The following is a 19,338-nucleotide window of genomic DNA, read 5'->3' on the forward strand; positions in this document are numbered from 1 at the left end:
CGTGGTCGACGTACCAGTTCGAGTACGGAGGCATGCGGGCTCGAGTTCGGAGGTGCTCCCGGAATCGTATCACGCGTGACGACGCACCTTGAAGCATGCTTGTCGAGACGGTTGTAACCCACCACACCGTCGACAAGAACCTCCCATCAGGTCCGTTGTCGTGGACGCGGTCCCATGGCATCGTGCACGGCAGGCGCCTCGAACGTGGCGGCCGTCTACGGTGCAAGGAGTCGTTGATGCTGCGTCACGTTGCGTGGAAGTGCGTCTCGTCGGTGTTCATTCTCTCGCTGGTGGGCTGCGGTGGGCCCAGTGCACCTGCCGTCGATGGGGGGGTCGAGGTGTGCACGCAGCACGCTGCGTGCGATGACGGCCTCTACTGCACAGGGGAAGAGCGCTGCATGCCCGACAGCGAGAACGCCGCCAGCAATGGCTGCGTGAGCGGGGTGCCTCCGTGTCCCGGAGGGTCGTGCGATGAAGTCGCGGCGTCGTGTGAGTCCGCGTGTCCCGACGCCGACTCTGACGATCATCTCTCGGTCACTTGTGGGGGGGACGACTGCGATGATCAAGACGCGAATCGCTTCCCTGGAAACCAAGAGGTGTGTGACGCGGCGGGACACGACGAGGATTGCGACCCCTGTACGGTTGGTGCGCGCGACGTCGACAACGACCTCTTCATCTCCGCATTGTGCACGAACCCGCTTCCATCCGGGACGGTGCTCAATTGCGGTATCGCGGTTCGGGTGGACAGTACGGATGGGGTAGTGCGCGGCCTCGACTGCGACGACGCTGACATGGCGGTCAACCCTGGCCAGGCCGAGACGTGCAACGGGTCCGACGACGACTGCGACACGCGCGTCGACGAGAACCTCACCCTCGAGTCGTTCTGGCCCGATGCCGACATGGACCAGGCAGGTGACGTGAACGCGACGCCGACGCTCGCCTGTGCCCGCCCGGAGGGGATGGCCTCGGTCGGCGGCGACTGCGATGACACGCGCCAGGACGTTCGTCCGTTCGCGACGGAGCTGTGCGACGGTCGAGACAACGACTGCGACCTCACGATTGACGAGCAGAGCGACTCGTACACCTTCTATCGTGACCTGGATGGGGATGGCGTCGGAGAGACGGCCGCAGCCACCACGTCCCTGTCGTGCACCCCCCCCGAGGGCTACAGCGCGCTTCCGGGAGACTGCGACGACGGGAACGCCCTCATCTATCCTGGCGCCCCGGAACTCTGCGATGGCGTCGACAACAACTGCTCGTCCGTGAGCGACCCTGGGGGACCAGACGTCAACGAGGATCCGGATGGAGACGGGCACGCACCGAGCGACGCGACGTGCGTCTCCGACCAGCCAGGCACGTATCCCGCGGACGACTGCGACGAGAGCAACGCACAGGTCCATGGCGGCGCTCCCGAGCTGTGTTCGGCGCTCGATGAAGACTGCGACGGAATGGTGGACGAGACGGGCGGGGACGTGTGCGCACCAGGGGACACCTGCGATTTGGGCTGCGTGTCTCACCGAGACCTGGCGGTCGGCGGTGGGGCAGGGTGCGCGGTCCTCGGCGAGGGCTCAGTAGCTTGCTGGGGCGCCGGCTTTGCACCGGAGGTCGGGCTCGTGCCCGGGCTCACCCAAGTCGAAGAGGTAGCGATGGGTGGGAGCTTCGCGTGTGTGCGGCTCAGCGACCGTACCGTCCGTTGCTGGGGGGACAACTCGGGCGGTCAGCTCGGTGTGGGGCACCGCGATCCCGTCAGTGGCTTGGTGAGTCCCGACGGTGTGAGCGACGTCGTGGCGTTGTCTGCTGGCAGCGGGCACGCGTGTGTGCTGAGTGAACATGGTCGCGTCTCGTGCTGGGGGCGAAACTTCAGTGGTGAGGCTGGGCCGCTCATGGGAGGGTTCTTCCAACTCCAACCCACAACGATCGACGGGGCCGAAGGGATCGTCGAAATCGCGTTGTCGAACCAGCGCACCTGCGCGCGAAGGGGGGATGGGCAGGTGCTGTGCTGGGGGGCAAGCTATCTCGGGGATGGCACCCTCAACTCGTCGCCGACGCCCGTCCCCATCTTGGAGGGCGCGCGCGAACTCACGGCGTCCTCCACAGGGAGCTCCGTCTGCGCGCGGACCGATGCTGGCTGGTTCTGCTGGGGCGATGACACCCGCGCCGCGGTCCTGGGGACGTTCGGAGACCTATCGACACCGACACACGTCCCGTTTGGCGAGGTGCCGCCGGTACTGTCGACACACGATGGCGTCGCGTGTTCCCTGACCGATGGCGATGTGGCCTGCTGGGGAGCCTCGGGGCTCAACTCTCGCTTCGGTGAGTCTGTCCAGAGCGTGGTTGCGCGCGCGCCGGCTGCTGCGGTGGGGATTCCCCTCCCCGGTGAGGCGAGTAGCCTCGAATGCAACACGCTGGCCTGTTGCGCCCGAAGCACCTCCGAAGTGACCTGCTGGGGCAGGTACCTCTCCGGGGTACATGCCGGATATCCTTTCACCCAACCGAATCGGCCGACTGGGCTGGACCATCCGACTTCCTTCGCGAGCGCGTCGGGCTTCGCTTGCGCGGTGGACGCAACGGGGCTCGCGTGTTGGGGAAGGATGGGCGCAGGCTTTGGCGACAGCTTGGCTAGGGCCCTACCGGTGCCTCTCGCCGTGCCAGGGGCGACGAAGGTGTCCGCAGGGGGGTCACGCGCTTGCGTCCTGGACGACGCGGGCGGCGTGCACTGCTGGGGCACGGGCAACGTGGGACACTCGGCCTCGACATACACTTCGGACGTGCCGCTGCGTGTTGACGACTCGGTCATGGGACCTGTCGTGGACGTCGCGGCCGGTGGCTATCGTGTAGCGTGCGCCCTCGACGACGAAGCTGCGATCTGGTGCTGGGGCGAGACATCGGCGTGCGGCAACAGCACCACGTCCTGCGCGACGCCCGTCCCCGTGAGTGGCGGGCTCACCTTCGCGTCACTCGCCGTGGGTACGGCACACGCGTGTGGTGTCACGACCTCGGGACACCTCTACTGCTGGGGCGACGGATCGACCGGGACTCTCGGAGGGGGCAACAACGCGACCTACGCCTATCCGCGGCAGGTCGTAGGGCCGTCTGGGGTTGGCGTACTCGACGACGTGGTCGCTGCTGCGTTGGGGGCGAGCTCGACCTGCGCGTTGCGTGGAGACGGCACGGTGTGGTGCTTTGGCAGTGGTAGCAGCCATCGTCTCGGGAACGGTTCCACGGCGAATCGCAACGTCCCGGTGCAGGTCCCGGGGGTGACCGATGCGCAGGCCATCGTCTGTGCGGGTGCGTCGTGCTTGGCGCAACGAGCGGACCTCACGTGGGTTGGTTGGGGGGGCAATGCGCTAGCCGAGCTCGGGGGTGTCCCCGCTGGCGTCGTGCCCACGCCGGTGGCCGCAGCTTTCGGCATGCCGTTCACGCAAATCTGGCTGTTCGACAAGGGGGCATGTGGCGCGGACGACTCCGCGGAGGTCGTCTGCTGGGGTACGCCTGAGCCCGACGCGTCGGGGCACAACCTGCGGGCCTTGCCGGTCATCACGACGCAGGCGCTCCCGTAGGGGCGTGCGCTCCCTGCGCCCGCGTCCTCGCCGGGAGCGTAGACGTGGCAACGGACGTGGCGTGGGACGCTCTTGGCTTGCGAACGGCAAGGGACGTCAGCCCATCGGGGTGGGCGGTGGGCCCCCGTCGCGCAGCTCCACTTCTTCGGACACCGTGCGCTTGTCGGGCTTCGCCTCGGCGCCGGGGGCCAGCTCACGCAGGCTGGTCAGACCACTGCGGATGAGTGAGCCGTCCACTTCGGGGAGCTTGGGGTAGGGCGGGGGCTGAGGGATCCCCGCATCGCACGCACATGAGCACATATCGCCGCGGGTCGGGAATTTTGCGCCACGAGGCTTGTTTCAAGGGCTATGAAGACCTCGAAGCCTGCCTCCCCGACGAAACTGGCCTACCCTCAAGAGCCTGAGACGCGTGACTGTTCGGCGACTGCCGGGCAGCGGAAGGCAGGTCGATCCGAGACCACAGGGGGAGTGTCTTTGGCTAGAGTGCGCTCGATGGTCGGCCAGGCGACAGACAATGAGCTCCACGCCAAGCTCGAGGGCTCGCTCGCGGACGGGGTGCTGGGGGTCATGCAGGCGGGTTCGCTGGGCGTGGCGGTCATCGGCGCAGCGCTCGCGACTTCGCAGGGGCTCGACCCGAAGCACGCGACCAAACAGGTGGACCGCCTGCTGTCGAACCCCAAGCTGCAGCTTGAGCAGCTCGACGTACCTTGGACGCGCTTCGTGCTCGGCGAGCGAAAGGACGTCATCGTTGCGCTCGACTGGACCGAGTACGCACACGACGGTCACAGCGTCATCGCCGCCAACGTCATCACGTCGCACGGCCGCGCCACGCCGCTCTGCTGGAAGACCGTTTCGAGCGCAGAGCTGAGCGACGGAGGCCGCATCGACGCCGAGGACACGTTGCTGCTTCGCCTACGCTCCGCGATCCCAGACGATGTTCGCGTCACCATCGTGGCCGACCGTGGCTTCGGTGGCACCGCTCTCTACGACTTCCTGAGCGAGCAGCGCTGGCACTTCGTCATCCGCTTTCGCAAGGACATCAAGGTCCGAGTGTCCAACAAGCCGCTCCAGGCCGCCTCCAAGCTCGTCTCGACCGAGGGGCGTGCGCGGCTGTGGAAGAACGTGACGCTGACCACTCAGGAGCACCCCGTCGCGGGCATCGTCACGGTGAAGGCCAAGGACATGAAGGACCCCTGGTGCCTGGCCACAAACCGCACTGACCTGACCGCCAGCCAGATCGTAGCGATGTACGGCCGGCGATTCACAATTGAGGAGACGTTTCGCGACGCGAAGAACCCTCGCTACGGACTCGGACTCTCGGAGGTGCGAGTCAAGCGTCCGGAACGCAGAGACCGCCTGATTCTACTGGCTGCGCTCGCCCAGGCGCTCCTCACAGTCCTCGGCGCCGCCAGCGAAGCCACCGGTCTCGACAGGGTGCTCAAGGCAAATACCGTCACCACGCGCACTCACTCTCTTTTTCGTCAGGGATGCGTATGGTTCGCGCTCCTTCCGAATGCCCCCGCTCATCGACGTCACATCCTGCTCAACAAGTTCGATGAGCTCCTACGCGAACAGAAGTTCTTCGCGGACCTCTTCGGAGTCCTCTGACATGTCGTTAGCTGTAGCCAATATGAGGGGTTGGTTCAGGGGCGGGGGGTCTTCGCCGCGGCGGATCATCTCGAGCGCTGTGGGACCCCACATGGCGAGCACGTTGACGGTGAGCAGCAGGTGGCTCGCGCTCATGATCCAGTAGCGATACTCCGGCAGGAACGTCACCGAACCCAGCGCCACGAAGTAGCCCACCGTGGCCACCCAGAAGCGGTGCTCGAGCAACAGCGTGACCATGCCCGCGATGGCGAACCACAGGAAGAAGTTCAGCACCATGGTGGTCTCGACGTCGATGCCGCGTACCCCGCACACCAGGTTCATGACCATCTGGGCCAGCATCGTGAACATGACCGTGGTGATGAGCTGCCGGTTGAGCTTGGTCTTGGTCATGGAGTCCCGGGCCCACCACGCGAAGCCGATCCCGACGAGCAGGAACGCGCCCGTCGAGTAGATGAGCCCCAGGTGCGACTCGCGCGTCATGCCCGTCACGCGTGGCAGCCAGCGGTTCAACGCCAGCGGGCTGAGCGTCCAGCTGAGACCCATGATGACGCCCAGCAGAACGCGCGTGCGCGCGCCCGTCGCCGAGTCGTTGTCGCGCACGATCTCGTCCACGCGTTGCTGCTCGGCGGCCTTGACCACCTGCGCCTCTTCGACACGCTGCCGCAGCTCCGCGGGAGGCTGCTCGAGGCCGCTCAGCAGCGTGGCGGCAGCCTTGGCGTCTCCAAGGCCGAGCTCGTACTCCACCATCGCGGCCGTGGCGCGGCGGATGCCCTCGATGGCGGCGCCGTTGTCGGGCCACTCCTTGAGCGACTCGCGGAACGCGAAGCGACACTCCGCGAACATGTTGTGCAGGTGCAGGTGCCGCTCGTCGTCGCTGGTGTCCGCGTCCGGTCGCTCCAGCTCGCGCAGCAGCTCGCGTAGGCGGCCCGCGGCTTGGCGCGCCAGCTGACGTGAGCCCCGGTGACGCAGGAAGTTCTCGATGGCCAGCTTGAACTGCAGCGCGGACTCGAAGCGTTGCGCGGGGTTGGCGTCCATGGCGCGGCGGCAGATGCGCCCCAGCTCGTGGGGCACGCCGTCGGGCGCGGGCGGCGGGGACGCGATGATGCTCGCCACGATCTCGGGCAGCTTCTTGCCCCCGTGCGGGACCGTGCCCGACAGCATCTCGTAAAGCATGGAGCCCAGCAGGTAGACGTCGGTGCGCTCGCTGAGGAGGCTGTGCTCGCCGCCCAGCATCTCGGGCGCCATGTAGCAGGGGGTGCCCGCCATCTGCGTGGCGTGCCGCGCGAGCGGGATTCGGCCCGTGTGCTCGAGGCGCATGCTGACGGCGATGCCCCAGTCCACCACGTACACCTCGCCCAGCTCTCCGATCATGATGTTCTCGGGCTTGAGGTCGCGGTGGATGATGCCGCGCGTGTGCGCGAAGTGCACCGCGTCGCACACCTGCATCAGCACGCGCAGGTTCCACTCCAGCAGGTCGGTCGTGTTGAAGCGCTCGCGGACGGTCTCGGGGTCGTCCATCAGGTGACCCCACTGCGTCCCCTCGATGCGCATCAGCAGGATGAGCGGCGTGCCCGACTCGTCCACGGTGATGTCGTACACCGGGATGATGTTCGGGTGCTCCATGTAGCCGGTGACCCAGGCCTCCTGCAGCAGCTTGATGGTGTTGGCCTCGGTGGTGGCTTCGCGCTTCAGGCGCTTGACCGCGACCTTGCGCCCCATGGACACCTGATCGGCGAGCAGCACCTCGCCCATGCCGCCCTGGCCCAGCAGCTCGCCCACGTGCACCGCGCGCCCGCGCGACTCGCTCGGTGTGATGGACTGCAGCAGCTCGAGCGCGCGCTTGGCGGACTCGTCGGGCAGCAGGCGCGGCTCGATGGTGCGCTGAGGAGCGCGCTGGATCGTGTCGGCGTCCACCGCGAGCGTGCGCAGCACGGCATCGAGGGATTGTTGCGCGGCTTCGATCATGGGCAGTGCGGAGTCATGTGGGGTCGCAAGGGGCAGCGGGAGAAGCGGCTATCGTGCGACATCCTGCAGCATACGGAAACCATTGACGGAATTCTCCGGCAGGAACAGCCGTTCTAGAGGCGCTCCCCCGAAGAAACCCCGGTCCTCCCCGTTCCTGGGTTCGTCCCCGTGGTCGTCCTCGTCCTCGTCCTCGTGGTCGTGCGCGTGCGCGTGCGCGTCCTCGTGAGTGTGCTCGTGACCGTCCCCGTGAGTGTGCTCGTGACCGTCCCCGTGGTCGTGAGTGCACGCCCTTGTGCGCCAAAGACGCAACCGCGATGCCGTCAGGCCGACCCTTCAGCATGCTCGACCACGAGAGACTCGATGCCTACCAGTGCGCCCTGCGCTTTGCGGCGCAATCCCTCCAGATCCTGAACGGCGTGCCCCGTGGCCACGCTGAACTCACCGACCAGCTCAGACGGGCGACTCTCTCGATTCCCCTCAATATCGCGGAGGGCGCGGGCAAGCCGACTCACAAGGACCGAGCACGGTTTCACGCGATCGCGCGAGGATCGGCCATGGAGTGTGGCGCGATCCTCGATCTGCTTCGGTTGCAGGCGCTGGCTGACGAAGAGCGTGTTGCCGAGGCGAAGGTCCTCTTGGTGCGGTTGGTAGCCATGTTGACCAGGATGTGTCGTTGAGCTTCGGAGACGGGGACGATCACGGGGACGAGGACGAGGACGAGCACACTCACGAGGACGCGCACGCGCACGCGCACGACCACGATCACGAGCACGAGCACGAGCACGAGCACGAGCACGAGGACGAGGACGAGGACGCGTGAGCACGCTCACGAGGGCGATGGGCAGACTGTGTGCACCGCGACGAAAGACAGCGCCAAGAATCCCGGCGCTGCCTGGCCATCCGACGGGGCCCACCGCACGACGGGGGCTGCCTCAGCCGCCGATCAGGCTCATCCCCACGTGGTGGTGCTCGGCTTCGTTCGGGTCCAGGAAGCCGTGGCCGTCGTGCTTGCGGCCGAGCGCGTGGCCCAGGGCCCAGGCGATGTCGGCGTCCGTGCCTCCCGCGCGCAGGATGTCCCGCAAGCTGAGCGCGCTGCGCGACGCGAGGCAGCCCCGCAGGTCGCCGCGCGCGGTCACGCGGATACGGTTGCAGCTGTCGCAGAACGTGCTGCTCAGCGGCGTGATGAAGCCGACGCGGCGCTCGTGCACCGAACGCTTGGGGGCGTTTGGAGGCGTGGCGTTGGCGGCGCGTACGTAGCGGGCGGGGCCGCGGTCTGCGCCTGTGGCGACCAGCAAGGCGTCCTGGCTCAGCAGGTCACCCAGCACCTGCTCCACGTCGGCGCGCGTCATGCGCAGCGTGCTCGGCAGCTTCGCGCCCTCTCCGAGGGGCATCAGCTCGATGAAGCGGGGAGTACCCCCCAGCGACCAGCTGTGCTCCACCAGGGCGCGCAGCTCGTCGTCGTTCACGCCGCGCATGGGGATGGTGTTGGTCTTCAGCGTGAGGCCCGCCGCTCGCGCCGCGTTCATCCCGGCGAGCACGGCGGGCAGCGACCCCCCGCGCGTGATCTCGGCGAAGCGCGTCGCGTCGAGCGAGTCGATGCTCACGTTCACGCCGCGCAGCCCCGCGTCGGCCAGCGGGCCCGCGAGCTCGGCCAGGCGCCCCGCGTTGGTGGTCATCACAAGCTCGACCGAGGGAGCCTCGGCGTGGGCGAGCGCCACCAGCCGGACGATGTCCTTGCGTACGAGCGGTTCGCCGCCCGTGAAGCGCACGCGCGTGACGCCCATCTCGCTGAGCACCCGCACCAGCCGCGCCACCTCCTCGAACGACATGAGCTCGTCCCGCAGGGCGTGCTCTTCTTCGCCGCCGGGAGGCATGCAGTACACGCACGCCATGTCGCAGCGGTCGGTCAGGCTGATACGCGCGTACGTGTAGCGGCGCCCTTGCCCGTCGCTGAGCGGCGGGAGCCCGGCGTCTCCGAAGCGCGCAGGCGTGGGCGGATACGACGCGAGCGCGTCGTAGGTCGCCATGCGGCTGCTGAGCACGGGGAGGCGCTTCATGACGAGACTGTAGCAGTCTGGGTGGGCCGGCCCAGCGGAGCGCGCGGCTCCGTGCACGTCCCGTGGCGCGAGCTCGTCGGGGTGGGCGAAACCCTCCCCATCAGCCGCCCGTGTTCGCCGCGGTCTTGGGCGTGGTCTTGCACTGCATCAGCTCCATGAACGAGCAGCCCGTCACCTTCATCGCGCCGATCACATAGACCAGCCCGATCGGACCGTCGATGGCGAGCAGGCCGTACTCCCACGTCTCCGACAGCTGGTGGGGCACCGCGTAGATGACGCCGCAGATGGCAGACAGGCGCACCAGCCCCTGCCAGAAGAACACCGGGGCGCGCTGGGCCATGTCGTGCGACGCCCACACGAGCAGCGCCGCCGCCATGAGCAGGAACGTGCCGAGCGTGATCAGCGGCACGAACTGCCCCTTGACGGGATCGGCCATCGCCACTCCCACAGCGCCGCCCCACGTGGCGAGCCCGACGAGGAAGTCGGACATCCCGGTCCAGTAGATGAACTTCTGCAGCATCCGGCGAGTGTAGACGCTATCGGTCGTTAGCCAACCTGATTCGCTGATGGCACACCGCGAGGGACCGCCATCTGGGCGGAGGCTCCCTCGCCACCCAGGCTCTCGGTTCGGTCAGACCGGCTCGCGGTGCCGCCCCACGGCTAGACCCAAGTAGCGGTGCACCAGCGACACGGGGACGGCAAACACGATGGGAAAGACCTGCCCCGCTTGCATGCGCACGCTCCGCTGCGCTCGCCCAAGACGGAACCACAGCAGGTGGACCCGCTGATGGAGCGCGGCCTGCTCATGCACGGCGATGTGCAGGGACACCAGCTGCTGCTCGGCGTCGTCGAAGGCGCGCTCGTGGATGGCGTGCTCGATGGCTTCGATGCGCTCGCGGAAGGCTTCTGTCGTCAGCATGCTGGGCTCCTCGGTGCGCCTCGGGGTCACCCGGGGCCGGCGTCGGGGCGTACGTCGTCCGCGACGCGAGAGACGTTACCTCGAATCGTCCAGTCGCTTCAGGTCGCCTCGTCCGGTCTTGCGGATGGGGCACGCCCGCAGCTGCGTGTCTAGCGCCCCGCCCCCGCCGCCACCCAGCGCACGTCGTCGAACAGCGGCATGCTGGGTGTCCCGCGCAGCGCGTCCATGGCGTGCACCACGTCGTCGTACGTGGCGTCAGGGACGGCCGAGAGCATCACCGCGCGGGGGCGCGCCTGCCCAGGCTGCCCTGTCGCTGCCGCGGGCCCGAGCCCCGCTGCGACGGATGCCGCGCACCCCCGCAGGGCGAGCCAGTCGTACGTGCCCGCCACCAACGGGATGGTCGCGCCGTCGGCCCCGGGCGCGGCGCAGCCCGAGGCCAGGCGTTGCCCGTTCGCGAACACGTGCAGCCCGTCCGTGCCGAGGTGCACGACCAGGGGTACGACCTCGCCTGCCGGGGTGTGTTGGGTGACGGGGCGCGCGGGGTCCGCCGTGCCGGGTGTCCGCACGGGCACCTCGGCCAACGCCAGCGTGGCCGTCACCGTCATCAGCAGGAACATGATGAGGTTCACCACCACGTCCAGGAACGGCACGATGTTCAGCTCCCCGTCGGCGCTGTCGGGGCCGGCGTCACGCGCGGCCCTCAGCCTGCGGTCGGCGTCACGGAGCAGCTTCCTCTTGCGGGCATCGAGCGTGCGCATGGGCGTTGGACAACGGCGGGTGCGCGAAGTTCCCGCGCGCCCGCATCATCGGACGCGCGCGACGCGAACCTCCTACCGAGGTCGCGCGGCGCCTCAACCCAGCGTGTCCTCGAAGAAGCGGCGCATCTCGATCCAGGAGCGGCGCGCGGCGTCTTCATCGTACACGGTCCCGAACGCCGGGTCGTTCGCCTTGGGGTTGGTGAAGCCATGCACGACGCCGGGATACGAGTGCAGCTGCCAGTCGGCGTTGATGCGCTTCATCTCTTCGGCGAAGGTCCCGACGTCGCTGGGCGGCACCATCGGGTCGTCTTGTCCGTGCTGCACCATGATCTGCGCCTGCACCTCGGCGTCGAGCGGCTCGCCGATCTTCAGCAGCCCGTGGAAGCTGACCACGCCGCGCAGCGGTAGCCCCATGCGCGCCATGAGGATGGCGCACAGACCTCCGAAGCAGTAGCCGATGGCGCCCATGCGCTCGGGGTCGACGCCGTGCGCGTCGCGGACCACGGCGTGTGCCTTCGCGAGGCGGCTACGCAGCACCGCAGGCTGGGTCACGAGCGCCGTCATGAGCGCGCGGCTCGAGGCCACGTCCGTGCCGCGCTGCCCGACGCCGTAGAGATCGATACCCGCCGCCACGTAGCCCAGCTTCGCGAGCGCTCGGGCCTTGTCCTCGATGAACCCCTCGCGTCCGCCCCACATGTGGCAGATGAGGACGGCGGGGCGCGGCTCGTCGCCGTCGGGGCGGACGAGGAAGACGTCGAAGTCCTCGTCCTCGTGGGTGTAGGGCAGTAGCTCGGTGTGCATCGCGGTAGCCTATCAACTCCACGCCGTGCGTGGTCACAGACCGAGGCGCTCGCTGACGACCTGTGTGAGCAACGCCACGAGCTCCGGGTCCATGTACCGATACTCGTCGGGGACCTCCAGCACGTGCAGCGGCTTTCCACCGAGCAGCCGCGCGTAGTCGGCGCGTAGGCGCTGGGCGTGCTTGCGCTCCATGACGCAGATGACGTCCGCCCACTCGAGGTCGCGCGCGCTCACCGTCTTGCGAGCCTTCGGGCTGGTCCCTGCCGAGCGCGCGTCGACGGCAGGGTGCCGACGAAACACGGCCTCGGCGGTGGGGCTGCGCCACTGGTTGCGGCTGCACACGAACAAGACCCGCAGGCGCTCGCTCACGGCGCGAACGCGCGTAGCATGTAGCGCCGCACACGGGCGACCAACGCATCCACGTCGTCATCCCCGCGGTCCACGTAGTCGGCCAGCATCACCTGGTGGGCCGCGATCATGAGCCGCGCCGAGAGGAGCGGGTCTTCGCGCGCCATGACCCCGGCGTCCATCGCGCGCGTCAGGAACAGCGCGATGATCTGGAGGCCCGTGTCGAACTGCCGCACCTGCTCCGGGCTGATGTAGCCGCTGCCGAGCGCCCACGCATGGCCGCCAGCGAGGTGGATCTTCAGATAGTTCGGGTGCGCGGCCAGGTAGCGCATGTAGGCGTCGACGCCGCTCAGCACGGCCTCGAGGGGGCCGCTCGCCAAGTCCGCGTGGGAGGTGGCGGCGTGGATCAGCTGTTCGCCCTGTTGACGGTGGATGGCGTCCAGGACGTCCTGCTTCCCCGCGAACACCTTGTACAGCGTGCCCAGCGCCACGCCCGCCTCGGCCGCGACGGTCTGCATGCGAGACGCGTCGTAGCCCTGCTCCGCGAAGACGCGCTCGGCGGCCGTGAGGATGGCAGCGCGATACAGCTCGGCGCGCGCTGCGCGCACCGTGGATCCGGAGCTCTTGGCTTTCCGCGTCGCCATGGCGCGGAGACTACCAGGCAGCGCCCGACACACCACTTGGTTTCGCGTCCGAGCGGTTGCGCTTGCCAAAACTGAAACATGTTCTAGTATGGTCGTCGCCGTAGGACAGCGGCGCAGCCCCGGAGAGCAAGCTCATGCAGAATCGCTACTACACCCCAGGCATCCCCATCGGTTGGTTCCAGGTCGAGTACACCGACCAGCTGAAGGCCGGCGATGTGAAGCCGCTGAAGTACTTCGGCAAGGACTTGGTCCTGTACCGCACGGAGAGCGGCGAGGCGGTCATGCTGGACGCGTTCTGCCCGCACCTCGGCGCGCACCTCGGCCATGGCGGCAAGGTCAAGGGCGAGAACATCGAGTGTCCGTTCCACGCGTGGCAGTTTGCCACCGACGGCAACGTCTCGGCGGTGCCCTACGCGCAGCGCCTGCCCCGCAAGGCCTGCCTGCCCAAGTGGCACCTCAAGGAGGTCGGCGGCCTGGTGATGGCCTGGCACCACCCCGACGGCGGTGAGCCCAAGTGGGACATCCCCGAGGAGATCCCGGAGTGGGGGACCGCCGCGGGCGAGCGCAACGAGAGCTGGACCGACTACGAGATCCGCGAGTGGACCATCCGCACCACCAACCAGGAGATGGCGGAGAACTCGGTCGACTCGGCGCACTTCCACTACGTGCACGGCGCCACCAACATGCCGCAGTCCGAGGCCGAGGTGCGCGACCACGTCCTGCGCGTGTTCAGCAACACCGGCATGGAGACCCCGCGCGGTCCGGTGCCCGGCTCGGTGGAGAGCCTCGCCTACGGCTTCGGCCTGGCGCTGGTGCGCTTCAAGGGCATCGTCGAGACCCTCAACGTGGCCTGCACCACGCCCATCGACGACGAGCACGTCCACGTGCGCTTCGCCTTCTCCGTGAACAAGAGCGCGGGCGCCAACGTGGCCAAGGGCGTGGGCGCGGCGTTCGTGAAGGAGGTCAGCCGTCAGCTGGGCCAGGACATCCCGATCTGGGAGAACAAGGTCCAGCACAAGCAGCCCCTGCTGTGCGACGGCGACGGCCCCATCGGCATGTTCCGCCGCTGGTGCGAGCAGTTCTACGCCGCGCCGCAGCAAGAGGCCGCGGCAGAGTAGGTCGCGCACGAGTGATGTGGGAAGGGCGGCGACAGGGCCGCCCTTCTTCGTTGTGGCCCGAGAGTACCTGGCGTGTGAGACGGAGGAAGCGATGAAGACCTGGGACGTGGCAGAGATCGAGGAGGCCTTCCGGCTCTACTGGAACACCGGCATGATCCGCGAGGACTGGGACGCGTGGGCCGATCTCTTCACCGAGGACGTGGTCTATGAGGAGCGGGTGCTCGGGACCATGATCGGCCGCGAGACGGTGCGCGCGTGGATCAAGCCGCTGATGGTGAAGTACGGTGAGATCTATGGCATCTATCACTGGCACTTGGTGGACCCGAGCGGCAACGGGCGGGTCGTGTTCCACATGGACAACCGCCGCGACCACCCGAGCGGCGAGGGCTACCTCGACTTCCCGGGCATGACGGTGCTCCAGTACGCGGGCGATGGAAAGTGGTCGCGCGAGGAGGACTACTGGGCGGAGAAGCTCAGCGTGCAGTGCTACCTCGACTACGAGAAGGCCCTGAAGAAGCACGACCCGAAGCATCGCGACAAGCGCACACGCCTCGACTGGGGCGACGGTCCCGCGTGGACGAAGGGGCCCGCGTCGTACTGGGAGCATCGCCCCGGCGAGCGCCCCGACGCCACATGAAGCGCTGGGGGCCAGCCGCGGCTGGCTCGTCGAGAGGCGCGGACGCCCGGATCGGGTCGGTGTGATCGGAGTCCGACCCTTCTTGCGTCTCTCTGTAACCGTGCACCCACATTGACCTCTGGGCGCCGCTGCGTAGTCTAGGAACCGACCATGAGCGAAGCCTTGCACGTGCCGGAGTCCGCGGACCCCAACATCGGGATGGTCCTGCAGGACCGGTACCGGATCATCCGGAAGGTCGGCGAGGGGGGCATGGGAGCGGTCTACGAGGCCGAGCACGTGCTCATCAAACGCCGTGTGGCCATCAAGTGCCTGCACGCTCAGTTCGCGACGCACCCGGAGATCGTCGCGCGCTTCCATAGAGAAGCGCTGGCTGTCACGAGCATTGGTCACGAGAACATCGTCGAGGTCACGGACATGGGGCGCTTCCCCGATCAGTCCGTGTACATGGTGCTCGAGTTTCTGCAGGGACGTGACTGGGCCGACGACCTCGAGCGCGGTGGAGCCCAGGCGGTGGGAAAGACCGTGCGCATCATGGAGCAGGTCTGCGATGCCCTGCAGGCCGCTCACGACAAGGACATCGTCCATCGCGACCTCAAGCCCGAGAACATCTTCCTCATCGAGCGCGCGGGCAACCCCGACTTCGTGAAGGTGGTGGACTTCGGTATCTCGAAGTTCAAGGACACCGACACGGTCCAGAGCATGACGCGCACGGGCACGGCGATGGGCACACCGTTCTACATGTCGCCCGAACAGGCTCAGGGGCGCAAGGACATCGACCACCGCTCGGACATCTATTCGCTCGGCGTGATCCTGTTCCAAGCGCTCACGGGACAATATCCGTTCGACGACGAGGCCTACCCGATGTTGGTCCTCAAGATCTGTACGGAGCCCGCGCCCAACGCTGCGCTCTTCCGTCGAGACCTGCCCGCCGGGCTGGCGCACATCGTCGACAAGTGCCTGCAAAAGAACCCAGCGGACCGCTACCAGGACTGCGCGTCGCTGAAGCGCGCGCTGTCCGCCTTTCGTGAAGTCACCGACGCGCCGCAGCTGGACGAGAACGCCCCGAAGACAGCCAGCTTCACCGCCTCGGCGATGCAAGCGCGCGCGGGCGGGCAGACGGACCTCTCGTTCGGCGAGTCACAGCTGCGTTTGGCGCACGCCGCCACTGTGACGCCGGTCGGGGTGCCCGTCACGTCCGTCGCCACGGCCGCCCCTGGCGCGATGGACGACCCCGCCCCCGCGCTCCCGACCCGGGGAAACGCGCTGCCCATCGTAGCGGGCGCGGCGCTGTTGGTCGCGGTCGCGGTGGGCGCCGCCGTGGCGCTCTCGTCTGGTGGGCATGATCCCGAGGTCGCGCCCAGCGCCCAGGCACCTGGCAGTCACGAAGCCCACACGACGGATCCCGGAGGCGGCGACACGACACCCGTGCAGGCGGCGGCCCCCGTGCCTCCGACGGAAGAACCCCCTGGGACGACCTCCACGCCAGCGGCGGCGGTCACCGTGCAGATCACGACGGAGCCCGTCAACGCCGAGGTCTACCTGGACGGCATGCGCATCCCGAATCCGTTCGACGGCGAGCTCCCCCAGACCACCGATCCTCGCCGGTTGGAGGTACGCGCCGAGGGCTACACCACCATTGCACAGGATCTCGTGCTCCAGTTCCCCCAGCGCGTGCGCTTGACGTTGCTGCGCGGCACCGGCATCGACGACCGCTCCACTGCGGCGACGCGACGCTCGAGCGGCTCGCGACCCGCGTCGAGCCCACCGACCAGCACCATGGCGGCCGCCGAGTTGCCAGCTCCGCCGATGGCTGTGGCGAGCGAGATGGTCGCCACACCAGCGCCGACGCCCGCGCCGACACCACCTACGGAACCCGCAGCCGACACCAACATGGCGCTCAAGCAGATACGGTTCTGAGGCGGATCACCCGAGTTCCTGTCTCGGCGCTGGCCTGGTATCGTCACGACCATGTGTCGAGAACTTTGGTGGGTGGCCCTCGTGACCTCGGGCATGGTGTTGACCTACGGACGACCTGTCGCGCGGGCGCAGGCTCCGGGTGGAGACGACGGGCCCGCCGCGGAAGGGGTCCTGGCGCCCGAAGGCATCGAAGCCCCGCCCCCCAACCCCGCGCTGGAAGAGGCGCGCGCCCGCATCGCCACCGGCGAGGAGCTGTTCGAGCGCGGCAACTACAACGCCGCGCTGGCCGAGTTCGAGCGCGCGGGCGAGCTGCTGTCCGACCACCCGCTGCACTACTTGGTGCTCTACAACATCGGCAAGTGTTACGAGCAGCTGTTCCAGTACGGGCGCGCGATGGAGTTCTATCGGCGCTACCTGGACGAGGGGGGCGCCGAAGAAGCCGACGCGAGCGAGGTCCGTGCCAAGATCCAGGTGCTTCAGGGGTTGCTCGGGACGATCGAGATCACCGTCAACGTGGAGCACTTCGAGGTGTGGATCGACGGTCAACGCGTCGGCGAGGACGAGCGTCGCTTCATGGTCCCGGGGGGCACGCACCAGATCGAGGTGCGCTCGGCGGGACACGAGGCCGGGCGCGAAGAGGTCCAGCTGCCCGCGCGCGAGACCCGCAGTGTCGACTTCGAACTGCACGCGCTGGCGCAGGAGTACGGCGGCGTGAGCCCGGCCCTCTTCTGGTCGGCCTCCGGTGTGGCTGCGGCCAGCCTGGTCGGGGGCATCGCGCTCGCTGGCGTGGTGCGCGGCCGGCGCAACCGCGTGGACGACGCGAACGCCATCGGCGGTGCGACCGCGGTCGCCATCGCCACACGGGAAGAGCGCGACAAGATCCGCGGGCTCTCCATCGGCGCAGACGTCATGTTCGGAGGCGCGCTGGTGTTCGGGGTGACCGCGCTGGTGCTGGCGTTCACCACGGACTGGGGCGATGACGAGGCCACGGCAACCGAGTCCGCGCGTGTCCGGCTGCGCTTCGACGGCGGGGTAGACCGCAACGGCTTCGACTTCCGGCTGCAGGGGGCGTTCTGATGCAGGGATACGCAATGAGGACACGGCGCTGCGGGCTCGCCCCGCTGTGGCGCCTCGCGCGTTCGTTGTCGTTGGCGACCGCCGTCGCCGCCGCCAGCGGCTGCACGCTCGCCAAGCTCTGGGACTTCCCGCTCGGCGAGTGCAGCTCGAGCCAGGACTGCCGGGTGCTGGGCGACCCGAGCCTGCCAGCCTCCTGCCAGGAGTACGTGTGCCAACGAGACGACGCGCAGGATCGCAACGTCTGCGTCTTGGTGACCGTCGAAGAGGTGTGCGACGGAGGCGACAACGACTGCGATGGGCTCATCGACGAACGCAGCAGCGGTCAGGCCGTCATCGGGCAGACCCAGGTGAACCTGCGCGCCGGGGTCGTCTCGGCGCTGACCGCCGCGACGGGCAGCCCCGAGATCGTCGCGTGGACGGAGGGGGCGGGGGCGAACGACTTCATCGGGCGCTTGGAGACCACGCAGGGTGCTGCAGGTTCCCTGGTGGGGCTCGAGCCCGTCTATGTGACGCACTCGTCGTCTACGCTGGTGTCGGAGGTGCTCACCGCCGAAACGGCGGACATGTGCTATCGACGCGATCCCGACGCCCCGCTGGCGAGCTGTGGCGCGAGCGAGTACGCCATGGCGACGGATGGTGAGCACGTGGTGTACGCGCAGACGTTCCGCACCGGCTGTGCGGGCGGTCAGCTGCGCCTGAGCGTGGCGAGCGTGGGCCAGCCCGAGGTCCTGTATGCGACGGGCCCTCAACGCCGCTCCAACACCTACTTGGGCTTGCTCCCGCACCCCACGCTGCGCTTCTGCTCGATGAACACGACCGACGCGTGTGCGCAGGCCACCGCGGATGCCATGGCCATGCCGCCCGTGGTCGGCGGCCCGTCGGTCCAGAGTGTCTGCGGCGTCGGTCACCCCACCGTCGCGCTCGGCACGACGGCCGGTCTGCTCGCGTTCCTCTCTGCGCCGGCCACGCGTGAGGCCTGCGGCGACGGAACGGAGGTGGACGTGCAGGCGTTCGGCGTCTACGTGCGGCCCAAGCCCGAGCGCGCGCAGATCGCTCCGCGCGTCGAGGTGACGGGCGAGGGGGTCCCCTCGACGCTCGGCCGCACACGGTCGGGCACGGGTCCAGCCGTGGCCGCGCTGGGTGACGAGGGCTTTCTCGTTGCGTTCCCGGACGAGGACGGGGACATCGCGATCCACTTCGTGCCCACGCCGCCGGCGCCTCCCGCCAACCTGGGCGCGTATCCTCTCCCCGATCCAGACATGGGCATCGATCCCGTCGATCTCACCACGCGAGACGGCGTGGAGACGAGCCCGCTCTCGGGCATCCGCCTGGTCGGAACCATTCCCGGCGACGCGGGCAGCAACTCCCTGGTCCTCGCGGCGGAAGAGGTGACGGCGAGCGCGACCAGCGTGCGCGTCGGACTCGCCTGGCGCTCGGCGTGCGATGCCACGGGCCGACTGCGGTTCCGTAGCGCCACCCTGGCGTTGGACGCGTCCGGTCACCCGAGCTCGCTCGAGGCAGCGCCTCTGGTGTCACTGTCCGAGGCCGGCCTCTACGCCGCGCCACGGATCCGCTTCGCCCCGCAGGGGTTCCTGACCGAGGACGCTGAGCGCGGCGGCGCCACGGTCGGCAACGCAGGGGGAGGGTGGTACGTCACGTGGGCGGGCGCGGACTCGCTGGCGTCCCCGGCCACGAGCACCACGTCCGACCGCGAGGGGGCGCTGTACATGGAGCGCCTCGCGGCGTTCGATGGCCTCCCCGTGGAGACTGCCGGCCCGGTGCTCCTGGTGGACGGTGGGGTGGCGGACCACGAGCTCGTCCTCGAGAACAGTGCCAGCGGCGCCGCTGGCGTCACGGTGAGGGCGGGCACCAGCACGGGCGTGCTGGGCCTACCCCTGAGCTGCTTCTAGGTCTGGGAGCTGGATGGTC

Annotated in this window: 18 protein-coding genes; 9 read left to right on the top strand and 9 right to left on the bottom strand. The window is 68.5% G+C overall.

Going from position 1 to position 19,338, the window contains the following annotated elements; all coding sequences use genetic code 11:
• Window positions 1–236: 236 nt before the first annotated feature.
• The gene (locus tag H6726_10780; GenBank protein ID MCB9658122.1) at window positions 237–3,560 is read left to right on the top strand and encodes a hypothetical protein; all 3,324 of its coding nucleotides are present in this window, start codon (window positions 237–239) and stop codon (window positions 3,558–3,560) included.
• Between the two features lie 96 nt (window positions 3,561–3,656).
• On the opposite strand, the gene H6726_10785 is transcribed toward H6726_10780, so the two are convergent.
• On the bottom strand, window positions 3,657–3,797 hold the full coding sequence (locus tag H6726_10785) for a hypothetical protein (protein MCB9658123.1): 141 nt from the start codon (window positions 3,795–3,797) through the stop codon (window positions 3,657–3,659).
• A 111-nt stretch (window positions 3,798–3,908) separates the two neighbouring features.
• Here H6726_10785 and H6726_10790 point away from each other — a divergent pair, with 111 nt between their 5' ends.
• Window positions 3,909–5,168 carry an IS4 family transposase gene (locus H6726_10790; protein MCB9658124.1) on the top strand — a complete coding sequence of 420 codons (1,260 nt, stop codon included), beginning with the start codon at window positions 3,909–3,911 and terminating at the stop codon, window positions 5,166–5,168.
• Here H6726_10790 and H6726_10795 read toward each other — a convergent pair.
• Window positions 5,124–7,133 carry a serine/threonine protein kinase gene (locus tag H6726_10795; GenBank protein MCB9658125.1) on the bottom strand — a complete coding sequence of 670 codons (2,010 nt, stop codon included), beginning with the start codon at window positions 7,131–7,133 and terminating at the stop codon, window positions 5,124–5,126. The genes H6726_10790 and H6726_10795 overlap by 45 nt on opposite strands.
• A 338-nt stretch (window positions 7,134–7,471) precedes the next feature.
• Here H6726_10795 and H6726_10800 point away from each other — a divergent pair, with 338 nt between their 5' ends.
• Window positions 7,472–7,810, top strand: coding sequence for a four helix bundle protein (locus tag H6726_10800; protein ID MCB9658126.1), 339 nt, complete (start codon window positions 7,472–7,474; stop codon window positions 7,808–7,810).
• A complete protein-coding gene (locus tag H6726_10805) occupies window positions 7,807–7,953 on the top strand; it encodes a hypothetical protein (GenBank protein MCB9658127.1) in 147 nt (48 codons plus the stop codon). The genes H6726_10800 and H6726_10805 overlap by 4 nt, the downstream gene beginning before the upstream one ends.
• A 112-nt stretch (window positions 7,954–8,065) precedes the next feature.
• On the opposite strand, the gene moaA is transcribed toward H6726_10805, so the two are convergent.
• The 7 genes from moaA to H6726_10840 form a co-directional block, all read right to left on the bottom strand.
• Entirely contained in the window at window positions 8,066–9,190 is a 1,125-nt protein-coding gene (moaA, locus tag H6726_10810) for a GTP 3',8-cyclase MoaA (GenBank protein ID MCB9658128.1), read from the bottom strand.
• 100 nt (window positions 9,191–9,290) lie between these two features.
• Window positions 9,291–9,710: a hypothetical protein gene (locus tag H6726_10815; protein ID MCB9658129.1), complete on the bottom strand. Its 420-nt coding sequence runs from the start codon at window positions 9,708–9,710 to the stop codon at window positions 9,291–9,293.
• 111 nt (window positions 9,711–9,821) lie between these two features.
• Window positions 9,822–10,109 carry a DUF3703 domain-containing protein gene (locus tag H6726_10820; GenBank protein ID MCB9658130.1) on the bottom strand — a complete coding sequence of 96 codons (288 nt, stop codon included), beginning with the start codon at window positions 10,107–10,109 and terminating at the stop codon, window positions 9,822–9,824.
• A 149-nt stretch (window positions 10,110–10,258) separates the two neighbouring features.
• A complete protein-coding gene (locus H6726_10825) occupies window positions 10,259–10,867 on the bottom strand; it encodes a hypothetical protein (GenBank protein ID MCB9658131.1) in 609 nt (202 codons plus the stop codon).
• Window positions 10,868–10,960: 93 nt separating this feature from the next.
• Window positions 10,961–11,668 carry a dienelactone hydrolase family protein gene (locus H6726_10830; GenBank protein ID MCB9658132.1) on the bottom strand — a complete coding sequence of 236 codons (708 nt, stop codon included), beginning with the start codon at window positions 11,666–11,668 and terminating at the stop codon, window positions 10,961–10,963.
• Between the two features lie 33 nt (window positions 11,669–11,701).
• On the bottom strand, window positions 11,702–12,025 hold the full coding sequence (locus tag H6726_10835; GenBank protein ID MCB9658133.1) for a phosphotyrosine protein phosphatase: 324 nt from the start codon (window positions 12,023–12,025) through the stop codon (window positions 11,702–11,704).
• A gap of 8 nt (window positions 12,026–12,033) precedes the next feature.
• Window positions 12,034–12,660, bottom strand: coding sequence for a TetR/AcrR family transcriptional regulator (locus tag H6726_10840; protein ID MCB9658134.1), 627 nt, complete (start codon window positions 12,658–12,660; stop codon window positions 12,034–12,036).
• A 134-nt stretch (window positions 12,661–12,794) separates the two neighbouring features.
• Here H6726_10840 and H6726_10845 point away from each other — a divergent pair, with 134 nt between their 5' ends.
• From H6726_10845 to H6726_10865, 5 genes are all read left to right on the top strand, one after another.
• The gene (locus H6726_10845; protein ID MCB9658135.1) at window positions 12,795–13,778 is read left to right on the top strand and encodes a Rieske (2Fe-2S) protein; all 984 of its coding nucleotides are present in this window, start codon (window positions 12,795–12,797) and stop codon (window positions 13,776–13,778) included.
• 91 nt (window positions 13,779–13,869) lie between these two features.
• Window positions 13,870–14,415, top strand: coding sequence for a nuclear transport factor 2 family protein (locus H6726_10850; GenBank protein MCB9658136.1), 546 nt, complete (start codon window positions 13,870–13,872; stop codon window positions 14,413–14,415).
• Between the two features lie 150 nt (window positions 14,416–14,565).
• Entirely contained in the window at window positions 14,566–16,332 is a 1,767-nt protein-coding gene (locus H6726_10855) for a protein kinase (GenBank protein MCB9658137.1), read from the top strand.
• 51 nt (window positions 16,333–16,383) lie between these two features.
• Window positions 16,384–17,409, top strand: a complete 1,026-nt coding sequence (locus tag H6726_10860; GenBank protein MCB9658138.1) for a PEGA domain-containing protein — start codon at window positions 16,384–16,386, stop codon at window positions 17,407–17,409.
• Window positions 17,410–17,423: 14 nt separating this feature from the next.
• Window positions 17,424–19,319, top strand: coding sequence for a hypothetical protein (locus H6726_10865; protein ID MCB9658139.1), 1,896 nt, complete (start codon window positions 17,424–17,426; stop codon window positions 19,317–19,319).
• The last annotated feature ends 19 nt before the right edge of the window (window positions 19,320–19,338 follow it).

This window comes from Sandaracinaceae bacterium, assembly GCA_020633055.1.
In the GTDB taxonomy this organism is placed as follows: Bacteria; Myxococcota_A; Polyangia; order Polyangiales; family Houyiibacteriaceae; genus JADJJE01.

Excerpts from the sequence above, each read along its gene's own strand:
- H6726_10780 (MCB9658122.1), top strand. The coding sequence starts at position 237 with ATGCTGCGTCACGTTGCGTGGAAGTGCGTCTCGTCGGTGTTCATTCTC.
- H6726_10840 (MCB9658134.1), bottom strand. The coding sequence starts at position 12,660 with ATGGCGACGCGGAAAGCCAAGAGCTCCGGATCCACGGTGCGCGCAGCG.
- H6726_10790 (MCB9658124.1), top strand. The coding sequence starts at position 3,909 with ATGAAGACCTCGAAGCCTGCCTCCCCGACGAAACTGGCCTACCCTCAA.
- H6726_10850 (MCB9658136.1), top strand. The coding sequence starts at position 13,870 with ATGAAGACCTGGGACGTGGCAGAGATCGAGGAGGCCTTCCGGCTCTAC.
- H6726_10820 (MCB9658130.1), bottom strand. The coding sequence starts at position 10,109 with ATGCTGACGACAGAAGCCTTCCGCGAGCGCATCGAAGCCATCGAGCAC.
- H6726_10855 (MCB9658137.1), top strand. The coding sequence starts at position 14,566 with ATGAGCGAAGCCTTGCACGTGCCGGAGTCCGCGGACCCCAACATCGGG.
- H6726_10815 (MCB9658129.1), bottom strand. The coding sequence starts at position 9,710 with ATGCTGCAGAAGTTCATCTACTGGACCGGGATGTCCGACTTCCTCGTC.
- H6726_10825 (MCB9658131.1), bottom strand. The coding sequence starts at position 10,867 with ATGCGCACGCTCGATGCCCGCAAGAGGAAGCTGCTCCGTGACGCCGAC.
- H6726_10865 (MCB9658139.1), top strand. The coding sequence starts at position 17,424 with ATGAGGACACGGCGCTGCGGGCTCGCCCCGCTGTGGCGCCTCGCGCGT.
- H6726_10800 (MCB9658126.1), top strand. The coding sequence starts at position 7,472 with ATGCTCGACCACGAGAGACTCGATGCCTACCAGTGCGCCCTGCGCTTT.
- H6726_10860 (MCB9658138.1), top strand. The coding sequence starts at position 16,384 with ATGTGTCGAGAACTTTGGTGGGTGGCCCTCGTGACCTCGGGCATGGTG.
- H6726_10845 (MCB9658135.1), top strand. The coding sequence starts at position 12,795 with ATGCAGAATCGCTACTACACCCCAGGCATCCCCATCGGTTGGTTCCAG.
- moaA (MCB9658128.1), bottom strand. The coding sequence starts at position 9,190 with ATGAAGCGCCTCCCCGTGCTCAGCAGCCGCATGGCGACCTACGACGCG.
- H6726_10830 (MCB9658132.1), bottom strand. The coding sequence starts at position 11,668 with ATGCACACCGAGCTACTGCCCTACACCCACGAGGACGAGGACTTCGAC.
- H6726_10795 (MCB9658125.1), bottom strand. The coding sequence starts at position 7,133 with ATGATCGAAGCCGCGCAACAATCCCTCGATGCCGTGCTGCGCACGCTC.